Source organism: Streptomyces sp. NPDC040432 (genome assembly GCF_055595445.1).
Genome location: NZ_JBVIVP010000004.1, coordinates 261,121 through 285,255 on the forward strand (window position 1 = coordinate 261,121; position 24,135 = coordinate 285,255).

Consider the following 24,135-nt stretch of genomic DNA (forward strand, 5'->3'; position numbering starts at 1 on the left):
ATCTGTCACCCGCCCGACGTAGACTTCGGGGCTGCCCCCCTCACTCCCGGCCGGAGGACTCCCACTGTGACCAAGCCGCCGTTCACGCACCTGCACGTCCACACCCAGTACTCGCTGCTGGACGGTGCCGCGCGGCTGAAGGACATGTTCAACGCGTGCAACGAGATGGGCATGACGCACATCGCGATGTCGGACCACGGCAACCTGCACGGGGCGTACGACTTCTTCCACACCGCCCAGAAGGCCGGGATCACGCCGATCATCGGCATCGAGGCGTACGTCGCCCCCGAGTCCCGCCGCAACAAGCGGCGCGTCCAGTGGGGCCAGCCGCACCAGAAGCGGGACGACGTCTCCGGTTCCGGTGGTTACACCCACAAGACGATCTGGGCATCGAACGCCACCGGCCTGCACAACATCTTCCGGCTTTCCTCCGACGCGTACGCCGAGGGCTGGCTCACGAAGTGGCCGCGCATGGACAAGGAGACGATCTCCAAGTGGTCCGAGGGCCTGATCGCCTCGACCGGCTGCCCCTCCGGCGAGGTGCAGACGAGGCTGCGGCTCGGCCAGTTCGACGAGGCGGTGCAGGCCGCCTCCGACTACAAGGACATCTTCGGTGAGGGGCGCTACTTCCTGGAGCTGATGGACCACGGCATCGAGATCGAGCGCCGGGTCCGTGACGGGCTCCTGGAGATCGGCAAGAAGCTGGGCATCCCGCCGCTGGTGACGAACGACTCCCACTACACCTACGCGAGCGAGTCGGTCGCCCACGACGCCCTGCTCTGCATCCAGACCGGCAAGAACCTCTCCGACCCGGACCGCTTCCGGTTCGACGGCACCGGCTACTACCTCAAGTCCACCGACGAGATGTACGCCATCGACTCCTCGGACGCCTGGCAGGAGGGCTGCGCCAACACGCGGCTGGTCGCGGACCAGATCGACACCGAGGGCATGTTCAAGTTCCGGAACCTGATGCCGAAGTTCGACATCCCGGACGGCTTCACCGAGGTCACCTGGTTCCGCGAGGAAACCATGCGCGGCATGCACCGCCGCTACCCCGGAGGCATTCCGGAGGACCGGATGCAGCAGGCCGAGTACGAGATGGACACGATCATCTCGATGGGCTTCCCCGGCTACTTCCTCGTCGTCGCCGACTTCATCATGTGGGCCAAGAACCAGGGCATCGCGGTCGGCCCCGGCCGCGGCTCCGCGGCCGGCTCGATCGTCGCGTACGCCATGGGCATCACCGACCTCGACCCCCTCACCCACGGCCTGATCTTCGAGCGCTTCCTCAACCCCGAGCGCGTCTCCATGCCCGATGTCGACATCGACTTCGACGAGCGCAGGCGCGTCGAGGTGATCCGGTACGTGACCGACAAGTACGGCGCCGACAAGGTCGCCATGATCGGTACCTACGGCACCATCAAGGCCAAGAACGCGATCAAGGACTCCGCCCGCGTCCTCGGCTACCCGTACGCCATGGGCGACCGGCTCACCAAGGCCATGCCCGCCGACGTCCTCGGCAAGGGCATCCCGCTCTCCGGCATCCTCGACCCGACGCACCCCCGCTACGGCGAGGCCGGCGAGATCCGCGGGATGTACGAGAACGAGCCCGACGTGAAGAAGGTCATCGACACCGCCCGCGGCGTCGAGGGCCTGGTCCGCCAGATGGGCGTGCACGCCGCCGGCGTGATCATGTCCAGCGAGACGATCACCGACCACGTGCCCGTCTGGGTGCGGCACTCCGACGGCGTCACCATCACCCAGTGGGACTACCCGAGCTGCGAATCGCTCGGCCTGCTGAAGATGGACTTCCTCGGCCTGCGCAACCTCACGATCATGGACGACGCCGTCAAGATGGTGAAGGCCAACAAGGGGATCGACATCGATCTCCTGGGCCTGCCGCTCGACGACCCCAAGACCTTCGAACTGCTCGGCCGCGGTGACACCCTCGGCGTCTTCCAGTTCGACGGCGGCCCCATGCGCTCCCTGCTGCGCCTGATGAAGCCCGACAACTTCGAGGACATCTCCGCCGTCTCGGCCCTGTACCGGCCGGGCCCGATGGGCATGAACTCGCACACGAACTACGCCCTGCGCAAGAACAAGCAGCAGGAGATCACCCCGATCCACCCGGACCTGGAGAAGCCCCTCGAAGAGGTGCTCGCGGTCACCTACGGCCTGATCGTCTACCAGGAGCAGGTCCAGAAGGCCGCCCAGATCATCGCCGGGTACTCGCTCGGCGAGGCCGACATCCTGCGCCGCGTGATGGGCAAGAAGAAGCCCGAGGAACTGGCGAAGAACTTCACGATCTTCCAGGAGGGCGCCCGGAAGAACGGCTACAACGACAAGGCCATCCAGGCCCTGTGGGACGTCCTGGTCCCCTTCGCCGGCTACGCCTTCAACAAGGCCCACTCGGCCGCCTACGGCCTGGTGTCCTACTGGACCGCCTACCTCAAGGCGAATTTCCCGGCCGAGTACATGGCCGGCCTGCTCACCTCGGTCAAGGACGACAAGGACAAGTCCGCGATCTACCTGAACGAGTGCCGCCGCATGGGCATCAAGGTGCTCCCGCCGAACGTCAACGAGTCCGAGCCGAACTTCGCCGCCCAGGGCGACGACGTGATCCTCTTCGGCCTCACCGCCGTGCGCAACGTCGGCCAGAACGTCGTCGAGTCGATCATCAAGACGAGGAAGGCCAAGGGGAAGTTCTCCTCCTTCCCCGACTTCCTGGACAAGGTCGAGGCCGTCGTCTGCAACAAGCGGACCGTCGAATCGCTGATCAAGGCCGGCGCGTACGACGAGATGGGCCACACCCGCAAGGGACTCGTCGCCCACCACGAACCGATGATCGACAACGTGGTGGCCGTCAAGCGCAAGGAGGCCGAGGGACAGTTCGACCTCTTCGGCGCAATGGGTGACGAGGGCGGCGCCGACGAGCCCGGCTTCGGGCTGGACGTGGAGTTCTCCGACATCGAATGGGAGAAGTCCTACCTGCTCGCCCAGGAGCGCGAGATGCTCGGCCTCTACGTCTCCGACCACCCGCTGTTCGGCCTGGAGCACGTCCTCTCCGACAAGACGGACGCCGGCATCTCCCAGCTGACCGGCGGTGAGCACTCGGACGGCGCGGTCGTCACCATCGGCGGCATCATCTCCGGCCTCCAGCGCAAGATGACCAAGCAGGGCAACGCCTGGGCCATCGCCACCGTCGAGGACCTCGCCGGCTCCATCGAATGCATGTTCTTCCCCGCGACCTATCAGCTCGTCTCCACCCAGCTGGTCGAGGACACGGTCGTCTTCGTCAAGGGCCGCCTGGACAAGCGCGAGGACGTCCCCCGGCTGGTCGCCATGGAGATGATGGTCCCCGACCTCACCTCGGCCGGCACCAACGCCCCCGTCGTCCTCACCATCCCCACCGTCAAGGTCACCCCGCCGATGGTCACCCGCCTCGGCGAGATCCTGCGCCACCACCGGGGCAACACCGAGGTGCGGATCAAGCTCCAGGGGCCGCGCAGCACCACCGTGCTCCGGCTCGACAAGCACCGCGTCCAGCCCGACCCGGCGCTCTTCGGCGACCTCAAGGTGCTCCTCGGGCCGTCCTGCCTGGCCGGTTAGGGCGCCGCACACGTACGGAGGGGCGCACCCGCGAGCCGGGTGCGCCCCTCCGTGTACGCGCGGAGGCCGTCAGTTGTGGCCGAACTTCTTTTCCTTGCGCTTGTGCGCCATGTCCATCGGACTCGGCGACGGCGAGAGGGACTCGCCCTGCGACTGGCTCGAACTCTTGCCCGGATCCTGCGCCGAGGTGCGCTCCTGGGACTTCGCGGGCTGCTTCTGGTTCTTGTTCTTGGCCATGGAATGCCTCCGTGGGGGGTGTAGGGGCCAGGGCCGCCTTCACACTCACACAGCACCACAACCCGCGCATTTTGGATCATTACCGTGCGTGCCGGCCGCCCCTTCCCCACCACCCCGGGAGATCCGCCACGCCGATGATCGAGTTCCGGCCTTCAACGCCCGCGCGGTCGGGCAGACTCGGGGAATCCCAATCGAGGACCCCCAGGGAAGAGGGTGGAACGCGTGGACCGCTGCGTCGTCCTGGTGGACGCCGGCTACCTGCTCGGCGCCGCCGCGAGCCTCCTCGCGGGGGAACCCTCCCGCTCCCGCATCACCGTGGACCACACCGCCCTCATCCAGGGTCTGCGCGAGCGGGCCGAGGCCGACACCGAACAACCCCTGCTGCGCATCTACTGGTTCGACGGCGCACCCGATCGGGTGCCCCAACCCGAACACCGCCGGCTGCGCGTCATGCCCCGCGTCACCGTCCGGCTGGGGGCCCTGACCCGCAGCGACGGCCGCTGGGCGCAAAAAGGCGTCGACGCCGCCATGCACGCCGAACTCACCGAACTGGCCCGCAACCGGGCCTGCTCCGACGTGGTGCTCGTGACCGGCGACGGCGACCTGCTGCCCGGGCTGATGTCCGCCAAGGAACACGGGGTCGCCGTCCACCTGTGGGCCGTCCAGGCCGCCGACGGCGACTACAACCAGTCCGAGGACCTCGTCGCGGAGGCCGACGAACGCCGCGTCCTCGACCGCGCCTGGATCACCCGCGCCGTCCGCGCCCGCGACCTCACCGGACTGTGCGCCCCCGCACCGGCCCCGCGCCCCGAGATCGCCGCGATCCTCTCCGCGCCGCTGCCCGAGGCCGCCCTCGCCGAAGCCGCCCGCAACGGCTCCCCGCCCGCCCCCGCCGCCACCCCCAACGGGACCCCCGTACCGGCCCCCGCCAATGAGGGCGCCAAGACCGTCCCCACCCCCAAGGACCTCGCCTCGCTGCGCGCCCCCGGCCAGGCCCAGGGCCCCGCCGGACACCTCGCGCAGAACGCGCCGGCGCCCGCCGGGAGCGCCCTGCGCTGGTCCTCCGACAAAGGATGGATCGACCGGGCCGGCCCGCTCGGGGAGCCCGCCGAGACCGCCTCCCTGCCCACCCTCGCCCAGCTGACCAGCGCCGAACAGCGCTGGGCCGACCGGGAGGAGGACATCACCACCGTCGGCGGCGACCCCTTCGAGGTGGGCCAGGTCTTCGCCCGCCGCTGGATGGAACGCCTCCCCGAGACCGTCCACCTGCAGAAGCTCGCCACCATGTACCCGCGCGTCCCGCACCGCATCGACGGGGAGCTGCTGCGCTACGCCGCCCGCTTCGGGCTGCTCGCGCACAAGGACGACCAGATCGACGAACACGACCGGTACGCCATCCGGGCCGGCTTCTGGCGGGAGATCGACGTCCGGGCCGCGGCCGAGCACGTGAGCGGTCCCCAGGGCGCCGCGACCGCCCCGCTGCCCGCGGGCCCGAGCACCCCGGCGGCCGACCAGGGGTGAAAGCCGCGTAGGCTGCTCCCTCGTGAGTACGGGCACAGCACAGGCAGGGCACACCGCGGCAGCAGCCGCGGACGCGGCCTCCGACGTGGTCTGCGCGGTGCGTGACCTGGTCAAGACCTACCCCGCGGTCCGCGGCCGGCGAGGGGCCCCCGCACTGCCCGAGACCCGGGCCACCGACGGGATCTCCCTGACCGTCCGCCGCGGCGAGGTGTTCGGCCTGCTCGGCCCCAACGGCGCCGGCAAGTCCACCCTGGTCCGTCAGCTCACCGGCCTGCTGCGACCCGACAGCGGCTCCGTGACCCTGCTCGGCCACGACGTCGTGCGCCACCCCGAACGCGCGGCCCGACTGCTCGCCTACCTGGGGCAGGAGTCCACCGCCCTCGACGAACTCACCGTCGCCCTCGCCGTCGAGACCACGGGCCGGCTGCGCGGGCTCGCCCTGCGCGACGCGCGGGCCGCCCGGGACGAGGTACTGGAGGAACTCGGGCTGACCGGGATCGCCGGCCGGCCCCTGAAGAAGCTCTCCGGCGGCCAGCGGCGCCTCGCCTGCTTCGCCACCGCACTGGTGGGGGAGCGGACGCTGCTGGTCCTCGACGAACCCACCACCGGCATGGACCCGGTGGCCCGGCGGGCGGTGTGGGCGGCCGTGGACCGCCGCCGCGCCCGGCACGGTGCGACGGTCCTGCTCGTCACCCACAACGTCATCGAGGCCGAGACGGTCCTCGACCGGGTCGCCGTCATCGACCACGGCAAGGTCATCGCCTGCGACACCCCGACCGGACTCAAGGCCATGGTGTCCGACGAGGTCCGTCTCGAACTGGTCTGGCGAACCGCCCCGCCCCTGGAAGTGCCCGCGGTCGCCGCGCTCGCCCCCGCCGCCGCCGAATCGGGCCGCCGCTGGGTCCTGCGGCTGCCGCAGGACGAGGCCCGCGCCGCGGTGGCGGCGGTGACGGGTGGCCCCGCCTTCGCCGCCCTCGACGATTTCACGTTGGCCACGCCGAGCCTGGAGGACGTCTACCTCGCGCTGGGTGGACGGATGAAGGGTCTGGTCAAGTCGTGACCACCGCTGTCGTTCCCGGGACGCTCGCACCCCGCGCCCGGTTCTTCCCGGCGCTCGCCGCCGTCTACCGGGCCCAACTGTCCCGGGCCCGCGTCGCCCGGATCCCGCTGCTGTTCGTCGCCACCTTCCAGTCCGTCGGCATCATGATCCTGATGCGCGGCGTGGTGGACGGCGGCTCCGAGGCGCGGGCCGTCGTCGCCGGATCCTCGGTGCTCGTCGTCGCCTTCGTCGCGCTGAACCTGCTCGCCCAGTACTTCGGGCAACTGCGGGCCGGTGGCGGCCTCGACCACTACGCCACCCTGCCCGTGCCGCCCGCCTCGGTGGTGCTCGGCGCCGCCGCCGCGTACGCGTCCTTCACCCTGCCCGGCACCCTGGTCACCGCCGTCTTCGGGAGCCTGCTGTTCGGGCTGCCGATGGGCGGCCTGTGGATCCTGGCGGCGGTGGTCCCGCTGGCCGGGGCCGCGCTCGCCGGGCTCGGGGCGGCGCTCGGGCTGCTCGCGCCGCGCCAGGAGCTCGCCACGCTGGCCGGGCAGCTGGGCATGTCGGCCGCGCTGCTGCTCGGGGTGCTGCCGCCCGAGCGGATGCCGGACCTGATCGTGTGGGCGCGGGACCTGCTGCCCTCGACGTACGGCGTCGAGGCCTTCGCGGAAACCTTCGCCCCGCACCCCGACTGGGCGGCCGTCCTCGTCGACCTCGGGGTGTGCGCCGCCGTCGGCGTGCTGTCGCTGGCCGTCGCGACGTGGGCGTACCGCCGGGCGGCGGTCCGCTGAAGCCGGTGCCGGTCGTACCTGGCACGATGTGGGGGTGACCGAAGCCGTGACCCCGCCGCCGTCCCCGCACGACCCGCCGCAGTCCCCGCCCCCGGCGGAGCCCGCGGACCGGACCGGGCGGCAGCACACCGGGCAGCAGCACCCCGAACAGCCGAACCCCGAGCAGACCCACCCGCAGGAGCCGGGCCCGGACGAGCCCGGCGGGGGCATCACCGCCGCGGACGTCCGGGACGGCGCCGCCGTCACCCTGGTGATCGGCGTGGCCGGCGTGCTCCTCGGCCTGCTGTGGGCGTGGCTCGCGCCCCGCGCGCAGTACGTCTCCAACGGCGAGGCCGTCTTCCTGCGCGACACCGAGAGCGAGGCGCGGATCGGTGCCGACGGCACCTTCTTCCTGCTGGCCCTCGGCTTCGGCGTGCTGAGCGCGGTCGCCGTCTTCCTGTGGCGCCGGCGCGGGGGAGTGCCCCTCGTGATCGGGCTGACCCTCGGCGCCTGCTTCGCCTCGCTGGTGGGATGGCGGCTGGGACTGCTCCTCGGACCGAGCGCGGACCTCCCCGCGGCGGCCGCCGCGGCGGGCAAGGGCGTGCCGTTCGACGCGCCGCTCCAACTGCTGGCCCACGGGGTGCTGCTCGTGTGGCCCATGACGGCCGTCGCCCTGCACCTGGGCCTGACCGCCCTGTGGTCCCCGCGGGAGCCCCTCCCGGCGGGGGAGTGGGAGACGTACCCGCCGCCGCACGTCCACGTCGACCTGAAGAAGGACGCCCCGCGCGACTGACGCCGGCCGGCGCCGTCGCGCGACGGCGCCGAGCGCGATGTGCGGTGTCCAGCGCCCCGGGAGACGACCTAGGAGCGGGCGATCGCGGCCACCACCGCGCCCGTGAGCGCCGTCAGGTCGGCCGGGGACAGCTCGACCTCCAGGCCCCGGCGGCCCGCCGAGACGCACACCGTCGGGTGCGCGGTCGCTGAGGTGTCCACGACCGTGCGCAGTCGCTTGCGCTGCCCCAGCGGGGAGATCCCGCCCCGGACGTAGCCCGTGGTGCGTTCCGCCAGGGCCGGATCCGCCATCGCGGCACGCTTGCCGCCCGCCGCCGAGGCCAGCGCCTTCAGGTCCAGGGAACCCGAGACGGGCACCACCGCCACGGTGAGGACCCCGTCCACGTCCGCGACGAGGGTCTTGAAGACCCGTTCCGCGGGGACGCCCAGGGCCTCGGCGGCCTCCTCGCCGTACGAGGGGTGGGCCGGATCGTGCTCGTAGGCGTGGGTCGTGAACTCCACGCCCGCCGCCGTGAGGGCGACGATCGCCGGGGTGCCCGCCGGACCGGCCGGCTTCTTCTTGGCCATCAGTGCGCGCTCTCGATCAGTTCGGGCTCGTCGGGGTGCGGGTGAGTTCCACCGCCGGGAGGGACGGCAGGTGGCGGATCACGGCGGTCTCCGAGCGGAGCAGCTTCAGCTCCTCCGCCAGCCGGGTCGCGGTGTCCGGGGCCTGGAGCAGGCGCTGCTTCGCGGGGATGTCCAGCACGGCGGCGGCCGCCACCAGGTACGACACCACCGACGGCTCGTCCGGGAGGTCGGGCGGTGAGGCGAGCGAGCGCTCCCGGGCCCCGGCCAGTCGCTTCTGGTAGCTCCGGAAGGCCCGCAGCACGCCCTCCGACAGGGCGCCCGCACCGTCACCCGCGTCCTCCGGCAGCTCCTCCAGCTCCGCGACGAGGAAGGGCCCCGACGCGTCGACGGACAGCAGCCGGACCCGGGTCGTACCGGTGGCCAGGACCTCGAAACTGCCGTCCTCGCGCTCCCGGATCGTCGCCGCGTCGGCGACGCAGCCGACCCGGTGGAAGGCCTGGATCGGGTCCGCGCCGAAGCCCGCCGCCGGGCCCCGCTCGGGCACGGCCGTCTGGTCGGGGAGGCCGGGAGCGGTCGCGGCCACCTCCCGGCCGTCGCGGATCGCGACGACCGCGAAGCGGCGCGGCTCGTCCTCGCCCGACTTCAGCAGTTCGCGCATCATGGCGCGATAGCGCTCCTCGAAGATGTTCAGCGGCAGCACGAGGCCCGGGAACAGAACCGAGTTCAGCGGGAAGAGGGGCAGGCGAACGGTGGTCACGAGGCACAGGGTAGTGGCCGGACGGCCGGAGCCGTCACCCCCGCCTCAGCAGCCGTGACGCGCCCGCCGCCACCGTCGTGGCCAGGATCCAGCCCAGCAGGACCAGGGCGGCCGAAGCCCACTGCCAGCCGCCCGCCATCTTCCAGTGGCCCTCCTGGCCGAGATTGATCACCGGGAGCAGGAGGTCCAGCGCGTACAGGGCGGCGTTCCAGTGCGGGTGCTCGTCCGCCTTGACCGGTTCCGGACGGTGTCCGAGGAACATCAGGGTCCCCGCCGCCCACAGCAGCGCCATCCACAGCGCGGCCCGGCCCGGCCGGTAGCCGTAGACCACCGTCCAGTCCTGGAGCAGGCCCCAGGCCCGGGCCGCCGGCGACAGGGTGGCCCGCCGCCGGCGCTGCTTGGCCAGCAGCACCTCGCGGGCCTCCGCGTCCTCCCCGCCGTCCCGCAGCACCGTCGCGAGCCGCTCGTACGGCTCGGGGGAGTACTCCGGGGTCGCCGCCTCCACCCAGGCCAGACGCCGGGCGAGGGTGAAGTCGCCCCGGGGTGCGACCTTCGCGTAGACGAAGCCCTCCATGGACAGCCGGCCCGGGCCCGGCCAGCTCGTGTGCCGGTCGACCAGCTTGTCGACCTTCGCGCCGGACACCACGACCCGACCCCGCTCCGGCGCCTCCCCGACGAAACGGAACTCCGGTGTCTGGATCCGCCGCAGCGAGACCTCCTGATCGGCGGCGAGCTCGAAGCGGGCACCGTAGAAGTCGACGGAGTCACCGAAGCGTCCGTCGTCCAGCCGCAGGGCGCCCCGGCACTCGAAGGCCCGCCCGGGGCCGCCGTTCGTCGGGGTGCGGCTCCAGTCGTCGCCGTAGGCCCGGTTGCCGCTCGGGTCGGCGAGGGCGATGGAGGTCAAGTACAGCGTCCGCTCGACGGTGAGGGTGGGCGCGTTCAGGGCCCGCTGCCCGGCGCGGGCGCTCAGCCGCGCGCCGCGCAGGCTCATCGAGCCGCCGACCTTCGCCCCGCGCAGGCTGACCTCGCCGTGCGCCCGGAGCATGTCGGCGTGGAAGTCCTGCGCGATCGAGATCCCGTCGGCCGAGATCGCCGGCCCCCGGTCGGGGGCCCGCGCCACCACCCGACTCATCAGCAGGTCCGTCCCTATCTGCGCGCCCTTCAACCGGATCCCGCCCGCCACCCGGCAATCCACCAAATGCAGATCGCCCTCGGCGTGCAGCCTGGCCGCCTCCAGCCGGGGCAACGCGCAATTGTGCAGCCGCAGCGTCCCGCAGCGTGCCTCGGACAGCCGCACGTCCGCCGCGAACCGGCACGAGCGGATCTCGACGTACGGGGCGACCGTGCCACCCGAAAGATCCAGCCGCCCGGTGATCCGCGCCCCGCGCAGCTTCAGGCAGCCCACCCGGCCCGGTACCGGCTCGGGACCGGCCAACAGCAGCAGCGCCACCACCTCGGCCCGCACCGACCGCTCGGGACCCCACGGCGCCCCGTCGTGCGGCGCCGTCGGCCCCTCCCCGGCGGCCCGGAAGTCACAGATCGTGCCCGCGCGGAAGGTCTCCCACATCCGCCGCTCGGCGTCGGTCAGGTCCCCCGGCGGCGCTTGCGTCATCACTTCGGTCATGGCAGCCCCCCGCTGTCACGTGCGCGTACGCCCAGGCTAGGCGGTGCCTGTGACATCCGGGGCGCGTATCACCCAGTGATACGGGCGAACGGTCGCGGGAGACGGTCTGAGAGAATTGGGGCGTGATCTCTCGTATCGACCTGCGCGGTGACACCCTCCCCGAGGGTGGCGCCCTGCGCGATCTGCTGCCCCGTGCCGAGTTCGACGTAGCGGCCGCCCTGGAAAAGGTGCGGCCCATCTGCGAGGACGTCCATCATCGTGGCACGGCGGCGCTGATCGACTACGCGCGGAAGTTCGACGGGGTCGAGCTCGCGCAGGTCCGGGTACCCGTGGAGGCCGTCCGGGCCGCCCTGGAGCAGCTGGATCCGGCCGTCCGCGCCGCCCTGGAGGAGTCGATCCGGCGGGCCCGGATCGTCCACCGCAACCAGCGCCGCACCGAGCACACCACCCAGGTGGTCCCCGGCGGCACCGTGACCGAGAAGTGGGTTCCGGTCGAGCGCGTGGGGCTGTACGCCCCGGGCGGTCGCTCCGTGTATCCGTCCTCCGTCGTGATGAACGTCGTCCCGGCGCAGGAGGCGGGCGTCGAGTCGATCGCGCTGGCCTCCCCGCCGCAGCGGGAGTTCGACGGGCTGCCGCACCCCACCATCCTCGCCGCGTGCGCGCTGCTCGGCGTGGACGAGGTGTACGCGGCCGGCGGGGCGCAGGCCGTGGCGATGTTCGCGTACGGGACCGACGAGTGCGCTCCCGCGAACATGGTGACCGGCCCCGGCAACATCTGGGTCGCCGCCGCCAAGCGCTACTTCACCGGGAAGATCGGCATCGACACCGAGGCCGGCCCCACCGAGATCGCCGTCCTCGCGGACTCCACGGCGGACCCGGTGCACGTCGCCGCCGACCTGATCAGCCAGGCCGAGCACGACCCGCTGGCCGCCGCCGTCCTCGTCACGGACTCCGTCGAACTCGCGGACGCCGTCGAGAAGGAACTGGAACCGCAGGTCGCGGCCACCAAGCACATCGAGGACCGGATCAAGCCGGCCCTCGCGGGCCGACAGTCCGCGATCGTCCTCGTCGACAGCCTGGAGGACGGCCTCAAGGTCGTCGACGCGTACGGCGCCGAGCACCTGGAGATCCAGACCGCCGACGCGGCGGCCCTGGCCGGCCGCGTGCGCAACGCCGGCGCGATCTTCGTCGGCCCGTGGTCCCCCGTCTCGCTGGGCGACTACTGCGCCGGCTCCAACCACGTGCTGCCCACCGGCGGCTGCGCCTGCCACTCCTCCGGCCTGTCCGTGCAGTCGTTCCTGCGCGGCATCCACATCGTCGACTACACGCGGGACGCCCTCGCCGAGGTCACCCACCACGTGGTGACGCTGGCCGAGGCCGAGGACCTGCCCGCGCACGGCGCCGCCCTGAAGGCGCGCTTCGGCTGGAAGGTGCCCACCCCGTGAGCTTCGGCATCGACGACCTCCCCATCCGGGACGAACTCCGCGGCAAGTCCCCGTACGGCGCCCCGCAGCTCGACGTGCCCGTCCAGCTGAACACCAACGAGAACCCGTACGAGCTCCCCGCCGAGCTCGTCGCCCGGATCGCCGAGCGCGTGGCCGACGCCGCCCGCACCCTCAACCGCTACCCCGACCGGGACGCGGTCGAGCTGCGCACCGAGCTCGCCGCCTACCTCACCCGTACCGGCAAGCACCCCGTGGCACGGGAGAACGTCTGGGCCGCCAACGGCTCCAACGAGGTCCTCCAGCAGCTGCTGCAGACCTTCGGCGGGCCCGGCCGCACCGCGATCGGCTTCGAGCCCTCGTACTCGATGCACGCGCTGATCGCCCGCGGCACCGGCACGCAGTGGATCTCCGGACCGCGCCACGAGGACTTCACCATCGACGTCGCGGCGGCGGAATCGGCGATCGCCGAGAACGCTCCCGACGTCGTCTTCATCACCTCCCCCAACAACCCCACGGGCACCGCCGTCGCGGCCGAGACCGTCCTCGCGCTCTACGAGGCCGCCCAGGCCGCCAAGCCGTCCCTCGTCGTCCTCGACGAGGCGTACGTGGAGTTCAGCCACCGGGACTCGCTGCTGCCCCTCATCGAGGGCCGCCCGAACCTGGTGGTCTCCCGGACCATGTCCAAGGCCTTCGGCGCCGCGGGCCTGCGCCTGGGCTACCTGGCCGCGCACCCCGCCGTGGTCGACGCCGTCCAGCTGGTGCGCCTGCCGTACCACCTGTCGGCCGTCACCCAGGCGACCGCGCTGGCCGCCCTGGAGCACACCGACACCCTGCTCGGCTACGTCGAGCAGCTCAAGTCCGAACGGGACCGCCTCGTCACCGAGCTGCGGGCCCTCGGGTACGAGGTCACCGACTCCGACGCGAACTTCGTCCAGTTCGGGCGGTTCGACGATTCCCACACCGGCTGGCGGAAGATCCTCGACCGGGGTGTCCTGGTCCGGGACAACGGCGTACCCGGATGGCTGCGGGTCACCGCCGGCACCCCGGCAGAGAACGACGCGTTCCTGGAAGCGGTTCGCGCACTGAAGAAGGAGCAGCAGGCATGAGCCGCATCGGACGGGTCGAACGGACCACGAAGGAGACCTCGGTCCTCGTCGAGATAAACCTCGACGGCACCGGCAAGGTCGACGTGTCGACCGGCGTGGGCTTCTACGACCACATGCTCGACCAGCTCGGCCGCCACGGCCTCTTCGACCTCACCGTCAAGACCGAGGGCGACCTGCACATCGACAGCCACCACACCATCGAGGACAGCGCCCTCGCGCTGGGCGCCGCCTTCAAGCAGGCCCTCGGCGACAAGGTCGGCATCTACCGCTTCGGCAACTGCACGGTCCCGCTGGACGAGTCCCTCGCCCAGGTGACCGTCGACCTGTCCGGCCGCCCGTACCTCGTGCACACCGAGCCCGAGAACATGGCGCCGATGATCGGCACGTACGACACGACGATGACCCGGCACATCTTCGAGTCCTTCGTCGCGCAGGCCCAGATCGCCCTGCACATCCACGTCCCGTACGGCCGCAACGCCCACCACATCGTGGAGTGCCAGTTCAAGGCCCTCGCCCGGGCCCTGCGCTACGCCGCCGAGTTCGACCCGCGCGCCGCCGGCATCCTGCCCTCCACGAAGGGCGCCCTCTAGCAGTGAACGGCCTCAACACCATCCTGATCGTCGTCGGCCTCTTCCTGGCCGGCGGCGTCTACTCCTTCCAGAAGCAGAAGATGCCGCTGTCGCTCATCGTCCTGCTCACCATCGGCTCCGTGATGTGCCTGGCCGCCGGAGTCCTGCGGATCCAGGGAATTTGGGAGTGAGCCCGGTGACCCCCACCAAGAAGGTCGTCGTCTTCGACTACGGCTTCGGCAACGTCCGCTCCGCCGAACGCGCCCTCGCGCGCGTCGGCGCGGACGTCGAGATCACCCGCGACTACGACAAGGCCATGGACGCCGACGGCCTCCTCGTGCCCGGCGTCGGCGCCTTCTCCGCCTGCATGCAGGGACTCAAGGACGCCCGCGGCGACTGGATCATCGGCCGCCGGCTCTCCGGCGGTCGCCCCGTCATGGGCATCTGCGTCGGCATGCAGATCCTCTTCGAACGCGGCATCGAGCACGGCGTGGAGACCGAGGGCCTCGACGAGTGGCCCGGCACCGTCGGCCCGCTCAAGGCCCCCGTCGTCCCCCACATGGGCTGGAACACCGTCGACGCCCCCGCCGACAGCCAGGCCTTCGCGGGCCTCGACGACGACGCCCGCTTCTACTTCGTGCACTCCTACGCGGCGCACGACTGGAGCCTGGAAGTCACCAACCCGCTGATCCGCGCCCCCAAGGTCACCTGGGCCACCCACGGCGAACGCTTCGTCGCCGCCGTGGAGAACGGCGCCCTGTGGGCCACCCAGTTCCACCCGGAGAAGTCCGGCGACACCGGTGCCCAGCTCCTCACCAACTGGATCGAGACCCTGTGATGACCGCACCCACCCTCGAACTCCTCCCCGCGGTCGACGTCCGCGACGGCCAGGCCGTCCGCCTCGTCCACGGCGTCTCCGGCAGCGAGACCTCCTACGGCTCCCCGCTGGAGGCCGCCCTCGCCTGGCAGCGCTCCGGCGCCGAATGGCTCCACCTCGTCGACCTGGACGCCGCGTTCGGCACCGGCGACAACCGCGCCCTGGTCGCCGGGATCACCGGCGCCATGGACATCAAGGTCGAGCTGTCCGGCGGCATCCGCGACGACGCCTCGCTCGCCGCGGCCCTCGCCACCGGCTGCACCCGCGTCAACCTCGGCACCGCCGCCCTGGAGACCCCCGAGTGGGCCGCCAAGGCCATCGCCGAGCACGGCGACCGGATCGCCGTCGGCCTCGACGTCCGCGGCACCACCCTCAAGGGCCGTGGCTGGACCAGCGAGGGCGGCGACCTCTACGAGACCCTCGCCCGCCTGGACGCCGAGGGCTGCGCCCGTTACGTCGTCACCGACATCGGCAAGGACGGCACCCTCACCGGCCCCAACCTGGAGCTGCTGAAGAACGTCTGCGCCGCCACCGACCGGCCCGTCGTGGCCTCCGGCGGCATCTCCTCCCTCGACGACCTGCGCGCGCTGTCCGAGCTCGTGCCGCTCGGCGTCGAGGGCGCGATCGTCGGCAAGGCCCTGTACGCCAAGGCCTTCACCCTCGAAGAAGCCCTGAACGTCACGAAGGCAGGCTCCGCATGAGTTCCGTACGTCGTATCTCCTCCGGCGGCCCGTACGAGGACGTCATCGCGTACTCCCGCGCCGTGCAGCTGCCCAACGGGCTGGTGCTCGTCTCCGGCTGCACCGCGGCCGACGCGGGCGGCCCGTACGACCAGGCCGTCGCCGCCTTCGGCGTCGCCTTCAAGGCACTCGCCCAGGCCGGACTCGGCCCCGAGGACGTGGTGCGGACCCGCATGTACCTCACCCACGCCCGTGACGTGGACGAGGTGGGCCGCGCCCACAAGACGCTCTTCGACGCCGTCCGCCCCGCCGCGACGATGCTCATCGTCTCCGGCTTCGTCGACCCGTCGATGGTCGTCGAGGTGGAGGTAGAGGCGTACCGGGAGCCCTCCGCATGAGCCTCGCCGTACGCGTGATCCCCTGCCTCGACGTGGACAACGGCCGCGTCGTCAAGGGCGTCAACTTCCAGAACCTGCGCGACGCGGGCGACCCCGTCGAGATGGCCAAGCTGTACGACGCCGAAGGCGCCGACGAGTTGACCTTCCTCGACATCACCGCCTCGTCCGGCAACCGCGAGACGACCTACGACGTGGTGCGCCGCACCGCCGAGCAGGTCTTCATCCCGCTGACCGTCGGCGGCGGCGTGCGCACCGCCGACGACGTGGACAAGCTGCTGCGGGCCGGAGCGGACAAGGTCGGCGTCAACACCGCCGCCATCGCCCGCCCCGAGCTCATCCAGGAGATCGCCGAACGCTTCGGCCGTCAGGTCCTGGTCCTCTCGGTCGACGCCCGCCGCACCGCCACCGGCTCCTTCGAGGTCACCACCCACGGCGGCCGCAAGGGCACCGGCATCGACGCCGTCGAATGGGCCCACCGCGCCGCCGAACTCGGCGCCGGGGAGATCCTGCTCAACTCGATGGACGCCGACGGCACCAAGGACGGCTACGACACCGAGATGATCGCCGCCGTCCGCAAGCACGTCACCGTCCCGGTGATCGCCTCCGGAGGCGCCGGCAACCTCGCGCACTTCCCGCCGGCCATCGCCGCCGGAGCCGACGCGGTGCTCGCCGCCTCGGTGTTCCACTTCGGCGACCTTCGGATCTCCGAGGTCAAGACGTCGCTGCGCGAGGCGGGCCACCCCGTCCGCTGACGGACACCCGCCCGGCACCCCGCGAAAAACACCTGCCGCGCCACCCCCACCCCGCCTAGTCTGGTCCAGACCAGTCGAGGAGGGGGTGCGGTGGGCGCGGCAGCCGTGTTGCGTGACGGGAACGTCCTGCGATGGCTCGGGGCGTACGCCGCCTCCCTCATCGGGGACGGGATCTACTTCCTCGCCCTCGGCTGGGCCGCCGCGCAGAACGCCGGACCCGGCGAGGTCGGCCTCGTCATGGCCGCCGGAGCGGTACCCCGCGCCCTGCTCATGCTGGGCGGCGGTGTCGTCGCCGACCGCTTCGGCCCGCGTCTCGTCGTCCTCTCCTCCGACGCCGTGCGCTGCGCGGTCATCCTCGCCCTCGCGGCGATCGTCGCCCTGACCTCGCCCGACCTGTGGCTCCTGGTCGTCGTCGCCCTCGTCTTCGGCCTGGTCGACGCCCTGTTCATGCCCGCCGTCGGCGCGCTGCCGCCGCGGATCGCCGAGCCCGGACACCTCGTCCGCGTCCAAGGCCTGCGGAGCCTCGCCGAACGCGTCGGCCACACCGCCGGCCCGCCGGCCGCCGGCCTCGCCATGGGCCTGGGCGGCCCCGCGACCGCCTTCGCGGTGGCCGCCGCACTGTTCGCCGTCTCGCTGGCGCTCCTGCTGACCGTACGCATCGCCCCGCTCCCCGGGAGTACGGTGCCCCGCACGCCGGGGAGCGCCAGGAGCGCCGGGCGGGAGCTGCGGTCCGGGCTCGCGTACATCCGACGGCACGGCCTGATAGGCCCGCTCGTCCTCTCCGGCGCGCTGAGCCAGCTCGGCACCTCCGCCCCGCTCACCCTCGGGCTGATCCTGCTCGCCGGGGAACGCGGCTGGGGCGCGGGCGGGGTCGGCTGGGTCGTCGGCTCACTCGGAGCGGGCGCCGCCGCGAGCGCCCTGCTGCTCACCCTGATCCCGCGCTTCCCCCGCGCCGGGGCGTGGCAGAACGCCACCCTGATCGCCGGCTCGGCCGGCATCGGCGCCCTCGCCCTGGCCCCGACCCTCACCTCGGCGGTGGCGCTGGCGCTGGTCACCGGGCTCGTCTGCGGGATCTGCGGAGGCCTGGCCGTCGCCCTGATCCAGACCGCCACCGACCCCTCCTACCTGGGACGGGTCAGCTCCGTCATGGCCTTCACGGCGGTGGGGCTGGCCCCGCTGGCCTATCCCGTGTTCGGGCTGGCGGCCGGGCTGTGGGGGGTCACCCCGGTGTTCCTCGCCGGTGGCGCGCTGAGCATGGCCGGTGCGGCCGTCGGCACCTGGGCCCCCGCGGTCCGCCGAGCGGAACTCTCCCTGACCTGACCCCGCCGGGCCCTCTCGCCGGGCCGGGTGCGGTGGGGCGGGGCCGGGTGCTGCGGCGCTGCCCCGGCGCAGGCCCCCGGGGCTCCGCCCCGAACCCCGCGCCTCAATCGCCGGCGGGGCTGGATTGTGCGGCGGGGCCGGGTAGTGCGGCGCTCTCCCGCTGCAGGCCCCCGGGGCTCCGCCCCGGACCCCGCGCCTCAAACGCCGGCGAGGCTGAAAGGCCCGCCTCAAACGCCGGCGGGGCTGAAGGTCCGCCTCAAACGCCGGCGGGGCTGGATTTGGTCGGGGTCGGGGACGGGGTGGGGTGTTGGCCGGGACTAAAACGTGATTTGTTGGCGCAAGGCACCGCTCGGCCATCGCAGCCCCTGCCAGGGCGCCATAAATCATGCCCGTCCCGGACGACACCCCACCCCGGCACCGGCCCCGACCCACCCGCAGCCCCCGACCGGGCACCGCCCCAGGCCGGGCACCGCTCCCGACCGCGCACCGGCCCCGACCCACCCGCAGCCCCCGACCGGGCACCGTCCCGACCGGGCGCCCCCCGACCCGCCCGCCAGGTCAGAGGCCCAGGCTCGCCTCCGTCAGGCGGGCCACCGCCTCCTTCGGGCCGTCCAGTTCCACCGCGGCGGCGGCCTGCCGGCCGAAGCAGAACAGGGTCAGTTCCCCGGGCTCCCCGGTGACCGTCACCACCGGCGTGCCCTTGTGCGCGACCGAGGTCTGACCGTTCGGGCGCCGCAGGACGAGGCCGACGGGCGACTTGCGCCCCGTGAGCCGGGCCAGCCGCTCCAGCCGCGACCACAGGACGTCGGAGAACACCGGATCCAGTTCCCGCGGCGACCAGTCCGGCTGCGCGCGCCGGACGTCCTCCGCGTGGACGTAGAACTCCACCGCGTTCGCCGCCTCGTCGATCTGCTTCAGCGCGTACACCGACATCCTCGGCGGCCCGGTCCGGATCAGCCGGAGGAGTTCCTCGTACGGCTTGGCCGTGTATTCCTCCATCGCCTTGTCCAGCCGTGCCTTGAGCACGTTCAGCAGCAGACCCCCCGCCGCGTCCGGCCGCCGCTCCCGGACGACCACGTGCGCGGCCAGCTCCCGCGCCCGCCAGCCGTCGCACAGCGTCGGCGCCTCCGGTCCCGCGGCTTCCAACAGGTCGGCCAGCAGCAGTCGTTCACGCTTCGCATGGGTAGACATGGCGGCAAGCCTACGGCTGGAAGCAGCCCCTCGCCCGCTCATCAGCTGGACAGTGATCCGTAACCGCAGCCCCGACCCGGCACAATGGCCCCCATGAGTACGTCCTCCCTCGATCCCGCCGTCGCCGCCCGCCTCAAGCGCTCACCGGACGGTCTGGTACCGGCCATCGCCCAGCAGTACGACACCGGAGAGGTGCTCATGCTCGGCTGGATGGACGACGAGGCCCTGCACCGCACCCTGACCACCGGGCGCTGTACCTACTGGTCCCGCAGCCGCGGCGAGTACTGGGTCAAGGGGGAAACTTCCGGCCACTTCCAGCACGTGAAGTCCGTCGCCCTGGACTGCGACGCCGACACCGTCCTCGTGAAGGTCGACCAGGTCGGCGCCGCCTGCCACACCGGCGCCCGCACGTGCTTCGACGCCGACGTCCTGCTCTCCGACGCCGAATAGGTAGGGTCCCACGCCATGGATCTTGAGACGTTCCGCAAGCTCGCGGTGGACCGCCGCGTCATCCCCGTCAGCCGCAAGCTGCTCGCGGACGGGGACACCCCGGTCGGGCTCTACCGGAAGCTGGCGGCCGAGCGCGCCGGTACCTTCCTGCTGGAGTCCGCGGAGAACGGCCGGTCCTGGTCCCGGTACTCCTTCATCGGCGTGCGCAGCGACTCCACCCTCACCGTCCGCGACGGGCAGGCGCACTGGATCGGCACCCCGCCCGTGGGCGTCCCCACCGACGGGGACCCCCTCGACGCGCTGCGCGCCACCGTCGAGGCCCTGCACACCCCCCGCGACCTCGCGGCCGGCATGCCGCCCTTCACGGGCGGCATGGTCGGCTACCTGGGCTACGACATCGTGCGCCGGCTGGAGCGCATCGGGGAGCACGGCGGCGACGACCTGGAGCTGCCCGAGCTGACCATGCTGCTCACCTCCGACCTGGCGGTCCTGGACCACTGGGACGGCACCGTGCAGCTGATCGCCAACGCGATCAACCACAACGACCTCGACACGGGCGTGGACGAGGCGTACGCGGACGCGGTGGCCCGCCTGGACGCGATGCAGGCCGACCTGGCACGGCCCGCGCCCTACCTGCCCACCCCGCTGCCGGTCTCCGAGCTGCCGGAGTTCTCCGCGCTGTGGGGCGGCGAGCAGTACCGGGCCGCCGTCGAGGACATCAAGGAGCGGATCCGGGCCGGCGAGGCCTTCCAGGTGGTGCCCTCGCAGCGGTTCGAGACGCCCTGCGAGGCCTCCGCGCTGGACGTGTACCGGGTGCTGCGGGCCACGAACCCGTCCCCGTACATGTACCTGTTCCGTTTCGAGAACGGCTTCGACGTGGTCGGCTCCAGCCCCGAGGCGCTGGTGAAGGTCGAGGACGGGCGGGCGATGGTCCACCCGATCGCCGGCACCCGCCACCGCGGCGCGACCCCGCAGGAGGACAACGACCTCGCGGAGGAGCTGCTGGCCGACCCGAAGGAGCGCGCCGAGCACCTGATGCTCGTCGACCTGGGCCGCAACGACCTGGGCCGGGTCTGCGCGCCGGGTTCCGTCGAGGTCGTCGACTTCATGAGCATCGAGCGGTACTCGCACGTCATGCACATCGTCTCGACGGTCACCGGACGCGTCGCCGAGGGCCGCACCGCCTTCGACGTGCTCACCGCCTGCTTCCCGGCGGGCACCCTCTCCGGGGCGCCCAAGCCGCGCGCCATGCAGATCATCGAGGAGCTGGAGCCCACCCGTCGCGGCCTGTACGGCGGCTGCGTCGGCTACCTGGACTTCGCCGGTGACTCCGACACGGCCATCGCCATCCGCACTGCGCTGCTGCGCGACGGGACGGCGTACGTGCAGGCGGGCGCGGGTGTCGTCGCGGATTCGGTGCCCGAGTCGGAGGACGAGGAGTGCCGCAACAAGGCTGCCGCCGTGCTCCGGGCGGTCGGAGCGGCGAACCGCCTCCACCGGGGCTGAGGCCGTAGGGGATAGTGGGGTACGTGAGTGCCGTACCCCACCCCCGCAACGAAGCCGAGGCCCCCGAGAGCAAGGCCGGCCGCCGCAGCGTGGCCGTCGCCCTGCTGCTCGGCGCGCTCGGCGCCACCGTCGTCCTGCTGGCCTCCGGCCGGGTCTGGGCCCGGGGCAGTGCCGCCGTCGGCGGCGACCGGCTCCCGCTGACCGCCGACGGGCAGGCCGTCACGGGTCTACCGGCGGCGCTGGCCATCGTCGGCCTGGCCGCCCTGGTGGCGGTGTTCGCCGTACGCGGTCGCAGTCGGCTGTTGGTGTCCGGGCTGCTCGCGCTGAGCGGTCTGGGCGCGGCCCTGGCCGCCCTGGCCGCGGCCGACGACCGCCGCACCCTGGACGACCGGGCGGCCACCGCAACGGCGGACACCGCCGCCCGAGTGGCGGAACTGAGCCATACGGTCTGGCCGTACGTGGCGGCCGGCGGAGCGGTCCTGATCCTGCTGGCCGGGCTGCTGGCCCTGCGCTTCGGTCGGACCTGGCCCGCCATGGGGGGCCGCTACGAGCGTGACGGCAGCCCCCGGACGCGCAAACCCGCGGCGGTGGACCCGGACCGGCCGGAGGACTTGTGGAAGGCTCTGGACCGCGGCGAGGACCCGACCCGCTGAAGAACCATCCCGCCCGGTGCGGGACAATGTCACCGAGCGTGCGGCACAGCACGTGAGACAGAGCAACGAGGAGCAACTCATGGCGGGCACGAGCCACGGACACACCCCGGCCGCCTGGACCGGTGTCATCATCGCCTTCATCGGTTTCTGCGTCTCCGGCGCCTTCATGGTGCTGGCGAACCCGCTCGGGTTCTGGGCGGGCCTCGTCGTCGTCGTGCTCGGCGGTGTCGTGGGCATGGGGATGCGGGCGGCGGGCATGGGCGCGCCGAAGGCCACCCACCGTGACCTCGCCGAGGTCATCGCCGCCAACCGGGTTCCCGCCAAGGTCTGAGCGGAACCCGTGGTCCGGCAGGGACACGGTTCGAAAGGCGCGGCCCGTCGGGCTGCGCCTTTTGTCGTGACCGGCGAGAATCGCCGGGTGGACGCCTCTCGCACCCCCTCCGCCCCTCCGCCCGGCCCGCCCGCGCCCGTGTCCCCGCGGATCCCCGGCGCCGGCCCGTCCTGGTCGCTCCCGGCGCCCCCCGCCGGCCCGGTCCGGGCCTCCCGGGCCCGGCGGCTGGTCGCCCCGGTGCTGACCGTGGCCGGCGTCGCGGCGGCGTTCGCGTACGTGGGGGCCGTCGATCCGAACGAGCCGGGTCACTACCCGGTCTGCCCGCTGTTCCGGCTGACCGGGGTGCTGTGCCCGGGCTGCGGCGGGCTCCGCAGCGCGCACGCCTTCGCGCACGGCGATCTGGTGACGGCCCTCGGGGCCAATGCCCTGGCGGTGGTCGGCTACCTCGTCTTCGCCGCGTTCGCGGCGCTGTGGCTCGTCCGGGCCTTCCGCGGCGGGCCGACGCCCCGGCTCGCCCTGGGGCGGGCCGCCTGGTGGGGGGTCGCCGTCCTGGCGGCAGGTTTCGCGATTGTCCGGAATTTCCCGTTCGGTTCCGCACTGGCTCCCTGAAGCCGCGAGGGGCCTTGAGGAAGGCCTTATTCCGTGTCCAGCCATTGGGAAACGTCGAACTCCGTGCGGAGGCGGCGGCGACCTGCGGATACCATTTGAGTGCTGACCTTGCAGTGGTACGTGTCCGCAAGGCGGCCGACCGTCATCAACCCGGAAGGGGGCCGCTCGCGTGAGTGTGCTCGACGAGATCATCGAAGGGGTCCGCGAAGACCTTGCCGAACGGCAGGCCCGCGTCAGCCTCGACGAGCTCAAGGAGCGTGCCGCCAAGGCGCCCCGGGCCAAGGACGGTGTCGCCGCCCTGCGCGGCGACAGCGTCAAGGTGATCTGCGAGGTCAAGCGGTCCAGCCCGTCCAAGGGCGCGCTGGCCGCGATCGCCGATCCGGCCGGGCTCGCCGCCGACTACGAGGCGGGCGGTGCGTCGGTCATCTCCGTCCTCACCGAGCAGCGTCGTTTCGGCGGCTCGCTGGCCGACCTGGAGGCCGTCCGCGCCCGCGTGGACATCCCGATCCTGCGCAAGGACTTCATCGTCACGGCCTACCAGCTGTGGGAGGCCCGCGCGTACGGCGCCGACCTCGCGCTGCTGATCGTGGCGGCCCTGGAGCAGGAAGCCCTCGTCTCCCTCATCGAGCGGGCCGAGTCCATCGGTCTCACCCCGCTCGTCGAGGTCCACGACGAGGAGGAAGTCGAACGCGCGGTGGCCGCAGGCGCCAAGATCATCGGCGTCAACGCCCGCAACCTGAAGGACCTCAAGGTCGACCGCTCCACCTTCGAGCGCGTCGCCCCGGAGATCCCCGCCCACATCGTGAAGATCGCCGAGTCCGGCATCCGCGGACCGCACGACCTGATCGCCTACGCCAACGAGGGCGCGGACGCCGTGCTCGTCGGCGAGTCCCTGGTCACCGGCCGCGACCCGAAGGCGGCCGTGGCCGACCTCGTCGCCGCCGGCGCCCACCCCGCCCTGCGCCACGGCCGGAGCTGACCCTTCCCATGCCGCCCTTCCGTTCCCCCGTCCGCACCCGGCCAGGCCACGGCCCGGCCGGTGTGCCGACGGCGCACGCGCCACTGGCGCGCGGTTGCCGCCCCCGCGGCTGCCGCGCCCCGGCCCGGCGCGTGCACGGGCGGCGGGTGCGCTACGTGATCGGCTCCGAGCCCGGTCAGGTCAACGGCATGCGATGGCGCGGCGGAGCCGTGCGCTGACGACGGCCCCTCCCGGCCCGTTGCCCCTCGCGGGCACCGGCCGGTGGCCTCGTACGGTCCCGCGCCCCCGGCCCACGGCCGCCGGCGCGGACCGCTCCGTCCGTACGCCCGCGACCCCCGGTGGGGTCCTCGGGC

General features: G+C 72.5%; 26 protein-coding genes. 21 read left to right on the top strand and 5 right to left on the bottom strand.

Features of this window, described 5'->3' with window-relative positions; genetic code table 11:
- The first annotated feature begins 66 nt into the window (after window positions 1-66).
- Window positions 67-3,609, top strand: coding sequence for a DNA polymerase III subunit alpha (gene dnaE, locus ACZ58N_RS11440; RefSeq protein ID WP_471157885.1), 3,543 nt, complete (start codon window positions 67-69; stop codon window positions 3,607-3,609).
- A gap of 69 nt (window positions 3,610-3,678) precedes the next feature.
- Here the strand turns inward: dnaE and ACZ58N_RS11445 are convergent, their stop codons facing one another.
- Entirely contained in the window at window positions 3,679-3,846 is a 168-nt protein-coding gene (locus ACZ58N_RS11445) for a hypothetical protein (protein WP_389708829.1), read from the bottom strand.
- Window positions 3,847-4,059: 213 nt separating this feature from the next.
- Here ACZ58N_RS11445 and ACZ58N_RS11450 point away from each other — a divergent pair, with 213 nt between their 5' ends.
- The 4 genes from ACZ58N_RS11450 to ACZ58N_RS11465 are packed head-to-tail and all read left to right on the top strand — an operon-like array spanning window position 4,060 to window position 7,969.
- Window positions 4,060-5,367 (top strand): NYN domain-containing protein, encoded by a 1,308-nt coding sequence (locus ACZ58N_RS11450; RefSeq protein WP_471157887.1) that lies wholly within the window; start codon window positions 4,060-4,062, stop codon window positions 5,365-5,367.
- Between the two features lie 22 nt (window positions 5,368-5,389).
- Window positions 5,390-6,427: an ABC transporter ATP-binding protein gene (locus ACZ58N_RS11455; protein WP_471157889.1), complete on the top strand. Its 1,038-nt coding sequence runs from the start codon at window positions 5,390-5,392 to the stop codon at window positions 6,425-6,427.
- Complete coding sequence (locus ACZ58N_RS11460) at window positions 6,424-7,197, top strand: ABC transporter permease (RefSeq protein ID WP_471157891.1); 774 nt, start codon at window positions 6,424-6,426, stop codon at window positions 7,195-7,197. The genes ACZ58N_RS11455 and ACZ58N_RS11460 overlap by 4 nt, the downstream gene beginning before the upstream one ends.
- A 34-nt stretch (window positions 7,198-7,231) precedes the next feature.
- Complete coding sequence (locus ACZ58N_RS11465; RefSeq protein WP_471157893.1) at window positions 7,232-7,969, top strand: hypothetical protein; 738 nt, start codon at window positions 7,232-7,234, stop codon at window positions 7,967-7,969.
- Window positions 7,970-8,037: 68 nt separating this feature from the next.
- On the opposite strand, the gene ybaK is transcribed toward ACZ58N_RS11465, so the two are convergent.
- Genes ybaK through ACZ58N_RS11480 form a run of 3 tightly spaced genes read right to left on the bottom strand, consistent with a single transcriptional unit; the run spans window position 8,038 to window position 10,904 of the window.
- Window positions 8,038-8,535 (bottom strand): Cys-tRNA(Pro) deacylase, encoded by a 498-nt coding sequence (ybaK, locus tag ACZ58N_RS11470; RefSeq protein WP_471157895.1) that lies wholly within the window; start codon window positions 8,533-8,535, stop codon window positions 8,038-8,040.
- 16 nt (window positions 8,536-8,551) lie between these two features.
- Window positions 8,552-9,292, bottom strand: coding sequence for an LON peptidase substrate-binding domain-containing protein (locus ACZ58N_RS11475; RefSeq protein ID WP_471157898.1), 741 nt, complete (start codon window positions 9,290-9,292; stop codon window positions 8,552-8,554).
- A gap of 34 nt (window positions 9,293-9,326) precedes the next feature.
- On the bottom strand, window positions 9,327-10,904 hold the full coding sequence (locus tag ACZ58N_RS11480; protein WP_471158306.1) for an oxidoreductase: 1,578 nt from the start codon (window positions 10,902-10,904) through the stop codon (window positions 9,327-9,329).
- A gap of 134 nt (window positions 10,905-11,038) precedes the next feature.
- Between ACZ58N_RS11480 and hisD the strand changes: the two genes are divergently transcribed.
- The 9 genes from hisD (at window position 11,039) to ACZ58N_RS11525 (ending at window position 18,063) form a co-directional block, all read left to right on the top strand.
- Entirely contained in the window at window positions 11,039-12,361 is a 1,323-nt protein-coding gene (gene hisD / locus ACZ58N_RS11485) for a histidinol dehydrogenase (protein ID WP_471157900.1), read from the top strand.
- On the top strand, window positions 12,358-13,467 hold the full coding sequence (locus ACZ58N_RS11490; RefSeq protein ID WP_471157902.1) for a histidinol-phosphate transaminase: 1,110 nt from the start codon (window positions 12,358-12,360) through the stop codon (window positions 13,465-13,467). The genes hisD and ACZ58N_RS11490 overlap by 4 nt, the downstream gene beginning before the upstream one ends.
- Window positions 13,464-14,057, top strand: coding sequence for an imidazoleglycerol-phosphate dehydratase HisB (hisB, locus tag ACZ58N_RS11495; RefSeq protein WP_031148346.1), 594 nt, complete (start codon window positions 13,464-13,466; stop codon window positions 14,055-14,057). The genes ACZ58N_RS11490 and hisB overlap by 4 nt, the downstream gene beginning before the upstream one ends.
- A gap of 2 nt (window positions 14,058-14,059) precedes the next feature.
- Window positions 14,060-14,227, top strand: coding sequence for a hypothetical protein (locus tag ACZ58N_RS11500; protein WP_471157904.1), 168 nt, complete (start codon window positions 14,060-14,062; stop codon window positions 14,225-14,227).
- Window positions 14,228-14,232: 5 nt separating this feature from the next.
- On the top strand, window positions 14,233-14,874 hold the full coding sequence (gene hisH / locus ACZ58N_RS11505; protein WP_471157906.1) for an imidazole glycerol phosphate synthase subunit HisH: 642 nt from the start codon (window positions 14,233-14,235) through the stop codon (window positions 14,872-14,874).
- Window positions 14,874-15,614, top strand: coding sequence for a bifunctional 1-(5-phosphoribosyl)-5-((5-phosphoribosylamino)methylideneamino)imidazole-4-carboxamide isomerase/phosphoribosylanthranilate isomerase PriA (gene priA / locus ACZ58N_RS11510; RefSeq protein ID WP_471157908.1), 741 nt, complete (start codon window positions 14,874-14,876; stop codon window positions 15,612-15,614). The genes hisH and priA overlap by 1 nt, the downstream gene beginning before the upstream one ends.
- Window positions 15,611-15,991 (top strand): RidA family protein, encoded by a 381-nt coding sequence (locus ACZ58N_RS11515; protein ID WP_471157910.1) that lies wholly within the window; start codon window positions 15,611-15,613, stop codon window positions 15,989-15,991. The genes priA and ACZ58N_RS11515 overlap by 4 nt, the downstream gene beginning before the upstream one ends.
- A complete protein-coding gene (gene hisF / locus ACZ58N_RS11520) occupies window positions 15,988-16,743 on the top strand; it encodes an imidazole glycerol phosphate synthase subunit HisF (protein WP_389708806.1) in 756 nt (251 codons plus the stop codon). Before ACZ58N_RS11515 ends, hisF begins: the two co-directional genes overlap by 4 nt.
- A gap of 90 nt (window positions 16,744-16,833) precedes the next feature.
- A complete protein-coding gene (locus ACZ58N_RS11525) occupies window positions 16,834-18,063 on the top strand; it encodes an MFS transporter (protein WP_471157913.1) in 1,230 nt (409 codons plus the stop codon).
- 558 nt (window positions 18,064-18,621) lie between these two features.
- Here ACZ58N_RS11525 and ACZ58N_RS11530 read toward each other — a convergent pair.
- Complete coding sequence (locus tag ACZ58N_RS11530; protein WP_471157915.1) at window positions 18,622-19,254, bottom strand: TIGR03085 family metal-binding protein; 633 nt, start codon at window positions 19,252-19,254, stop codon at window positions 18,622-18,624.
- A gap of 84 nt (window positions 19,255-19,338) precedes the next feature.
- Here ACZ58N_RS11530 and hisI point away from each other — a divergent pair, with 84 nt between their 5' ends.
- The 7 genes from hisI (at window position 19,339) to trpM (ending at window position 24,000) form a co-directional block, all read left to right on the top strand.
- Complete coding sequence (gene hisI / locus ACZ58N_RS11535) at window positions 19,339-19,704, top strand: phosphoribosyl-AMP cyclohydrolase (protein WP_471157917.1); 366 nt, start codon at window positions 19,339-19,341, stop codon at window positions 19,702-19,704.
- Window positions 19,705-19,719: 15 nt separating this feature from the next.
- On the top strand, window positions 19,720-21,210 hold the full coding sequence (locus ACZ58N_RS11540) for an anthranilate synthase component I (protein ID WP_471157919.1): 1,491 nt from the start codon (window positions 19,720-19,722) through the stop codon (window positions 21,208-21,210).
- 14 nt (window positions 21,211-21,224) lie between these two features.
- A complete protein-coding gene (locus tag ACZ58N_RS11545) occupies window positions 21,225-21,863 on the top strand; it encodes a TIGR02234 family membrane protein (protein ID WP_471157921.1) in 639 nt (212 codons plus the stop codon).
- Window positions 21,864-21,942: 79 nt separating this feature from the next.
- A complete protein-coding gene (locus ACZ58N_RS11550) occupies window positions 21,943-22,194 on the top strand; it encodes an HGxxPAAW family protein (RefSeq protein WP_471157923.1) in 252 nt (83 codons plus the stop codon).
- An 87-nt stretch (window positions 22,195-22,281) separates the two neighbouring features.
- A complete protein-coding gene (locus tag ACZ58N_RS11555; protein WP_471157925.1) occupies window positions 22,282-22,803 on the top strand; it encodes a DUF2752 domain-containing protein in 522 nt (173 codons plus the stop codon).
- A gap of 169 nt (window positions 22,804-22,972) precedes the next feature.
- A complete protein-coding gene (gene trpC / locus ACZ58N_RS11560) occupies window positions 22,973-23,782 on the top strand; it encodes an indole-3-glycerol phosphate synthase TrpC (RefSeq protein WP_388899855.1) in 810 nt (269 codons plus the stop codon).
- 8 nt (window positions 23,783-23,790) lie between these two features.
- Window positions 23,791-24,000: a tryptophan biosynthesis modulator TrpM gene (gene trpM / locus ACZ58N_RS11565; protein WP_471157927.1), complete on the top strand. Its 210-nt coding sequence runs from the start codon at window positions 23,791-23,793 to the stop codon at window positions 23,998-24,000.
- Window positions 24,001-24,135: the final 135 nt, after the last annotated feature.